Origin of the sequence: Bacillus sp. 196mf, assembly GCF_003217275.1 — a bacterium.
Lineage (GTDB): Bacteria > Bacillota > Bacilli > Bacillales > Bacillaceae_G > Bacillus_A > Bacillus_A thuringiensis_S.
This window is the reverse complement of record NZ_QJTG01000085.1, coordinates 1-2953: the sequence shown is the minus strand read 5'-3', so window position 1 is coordinate 2953 and position 2953 is coordinate 1. Positions and strand designations below refer to the sequence as shown.

The following is a 2953-nucleotide window of genomic DNA, read 5'->3' as shown; positions in this document are numbered from 1 at the left end:
TATTGAATTTTTAGGATTATGTACCCACTTTACTCATCAATTTAAAAATAGTAAAAATTCCGTTGAAGATTATTCTTGTGTTCGTAACATGGACGGCTTAAAGGAACGTTTAGGGCGCAATGCGAAAAAGGTACGTAAATACCTAGAAATCATCTCGCCAATTTTTAAATTTGATGCTGCTATACAAAAGGTTCGAAACCCACGTAAAGGACGCATAGCTCGTATACGTGAAAAAATCCAACAAATCGTTATCACTCAATTTACGGTTATCATGAATCCTGCATGTGTGATTGAAAATGACCGAGCTGAAATTAAGCAAGCTGAAGCTAAAATGCGTAAAGAAGCAACAGCCCGTCTTGAATCCATTGGCATAGCATTAACTACTAAAGATCGTAAAGACATTGTTGTTTCTTATAAAGGAGAAGTATCGCGAATCGCTACATATATTAAAAACAAACAACTTCGTGATGCTTTTATGACTTATACCATGAGTTATGCAATGGATCAATGTGAAAGTTTCTTAGCACTTGGAGAAAAAATAAAATCTATTGGTGGAATGATACGAGCAAAACTGCGTGAATCGTTTATTCCATGGGCGGAACGATATTTAGACGATGATACGCGTCATGCACTTGTACTGGAACTCATTTCTCATGATATTGATGTACCTGATGCATTCAGACTTACTTAAATTTTAAAAATGAATAGATTCTGAGCCTTGTTCAAAAAAATCAATAAGGACAGGGCTATTTGTTATGTCGAAATTTAATAGACAGTCCTTCTATTACTTTACAAATCTCAAAACAGTAGGTTCAATTTTCCCTTTCCCTACTGTTTTTTTATGTTTTTATACACTGAGTTACGTCAGAATACTTGTGGAATTGTTAATAACTTAATAACTTAATTGTGTAAACCTTAATAAATTATTTTAAAGCTTGTATAGAACTGAATAATATGTAGTTCTACTTATGGAAATGTTAGTATTTCGATTTGAGTTTTTAGACAACTCTTGCATCCTCAGAGCCACAAGGGTTTCCACGATTTTCTTTTCATCTATATAGTATTTGTATCTTTTATATAATTATTGAACCTTTTATATAATTATTGGAATTATTACTTAATAAATGAATTTATACATGAATAAGTGAAAAATTAATAAAAACTTTATTCCTTAATACATTTAAAATTTATAGGGAATCCTGACAACCTGCGTAAATAGAATAAAAACTTTTAGGGAAACTTGACTAGTTTTAGGGATACACAAGGTTTTTCAGAAATCCCCTAGAATTGCTACAGCAACTCACTTAATCTTTAAAACTGTAATTAGGAGTTGATTGTATGAGTCAAGTAATCTCATTACAGCGTCCACAACGTCCATTAAACAGTTCGGACGTTGTAAACAAGCTAAACATACCCCCAAGCACATTGCGAACATATACGGCGCATTTCAGACGTTTGGGCCATACATTCCAGAAAAAGAATGGCCGAATATTGTATTCAACTTGTGATGTAGAGCTATTTAAACAAATGATGGAATTACATGAACAAGGTTTTGGGACAATTCCTGAATGTGTTTACAACGTTGTAAACGTCCATCGCAACGTTGTAAACAGTTCAAACAATAGTGAGGACACAATGGACAACGTGGACAATCAAAACAAACAAATTAAACAACCTCAGGACACCTCTTCACCAATTGATACAGTAGATGAAATAGCACGGATCAGGAAAGAAATGGAGGAATTGCGGAAATATGTCGATGAGAGCATAAAAAAACGAGATGAGTTGTTGCTGCAAACACTACGGGAAGTATTAGATGCTAAACAAAAGAAGCAAAAAAAGAAACGATGGTGGCAATTCTGGAAGTAAGCCAACCATCCCCAACCCCTTCCAATCTTGGAAGAGACTCGCTCGGCGCTAGCCAGGCAAACAGGTTTGGAAGACCTTCAAACCTATTTGCATAGGTTCAAGCGTTTGGGATAGGCGAATCCGTCCATTCCTTATCCTCCCTCGCAAAGAACGCTCAGTCCGGTACCATGGACAGATACAATGTGTACTCCACCACTGTTTGATCGTGGGGACCAATGATTTAAAAAAGGAAACTCTAAATATAGCTTAGAGTTTCCTTTTTATCTTTTTAATTAGCAAGGTAAAGGGCTGTATTCTGAATTATCCGTTCTAAAATCACAATACCGACAAAATTTTGTCCAATTAAGGTGTTCGCCATACATTGGTAGTAAACTTACAAGTCTTGTTTATTAAAACGTAGGTGAAATGTATTTAAATTATATAAAAAGTACACCGATTTTACATTTTATTTATAAATAATCCCCCTTCTAAGCTTTTATACATTCTGTTTATATAATTTATACATTAAATATATAAATTATATATAAAATATAAAAGGAAAATGTATATTAATTTCTTTCTGGTTAAAGATAAAGTGATTTTTATATAAAAAATATATAAAATTTATATAAAATAAATGTGTAATGCATTGGAAACTAAAGGTGGATGGTTTATAATATAATTAGGATATAAAAAACGTATAAAAATTATATGAAAAAGGTGGTTTTTGGATATGATGATGAGAACGGTCGCGGATATCGGAAATAGTGAATTGAAAATGGTGATTAATGGTGGAAAAGTAATCAAACTACCAGACGTAAATAAGCGTGTATTTGGCCGCGTGACAAATAAAGAAGGAAGTTTAAAACAAAGCGTAACTAACTTAATGAATGAGATTTGTGCTCATGTAACGAGTGATGCAATTGAACGTGATGGGAAATTCTATGTAGGATATCGTGCTGCACACTCAAACGGTAAGCCTGATAGCCTTGACATTGAATTAGGAGATAAATATAAACGAGATATACCAGTGGTTAATGTTCTATCTGTCATGGCAACTAAAGCGGTTCAAACGATTTATGAAGAAGTAGGAGAATTACCAAAA

Annotated in this window: 2 protein-coding genes and 1 pseudogene; all 3 read left to right on the top strand. The window is 33.5% G+C overall.

Annotation, left to right across the window (positions count from 1 at the left end; translation table 11 throughout):
* Positions 1-88 precede the first annotated feature (88 nt).
* Positions 89-691 carry a hypothetical protein gene (locus tag ATL10_RS30505; protein WP_258375853.1) on the top strand — a complete coding sequence of 201 codons (603 nt, stop codon included), beginning with the start codon at positions 89-91 and terminating at the stop codon, positions 689-691.
* Positions 692-1338: 647 nt separating this feature from the next.
* The gene (locus tag ATL10_RS30500; protein WP_110498352.1) at positions 1339-1869 is read left to right on the top strand and encodes a MerR family transcriptional regulator; all 531 of its coding nucleotides are present in this window, start codon (positions 1339-1341) and stop codon (positions 1867-1869) included.
* 712 nt (positions 1870-2581) lie between these two features.
* Positions 2582-2953 (top strand): annotated as a pseudogene (locus ATL10_RS30495) (ParM/StbA family protein); the annotation flags it as partial.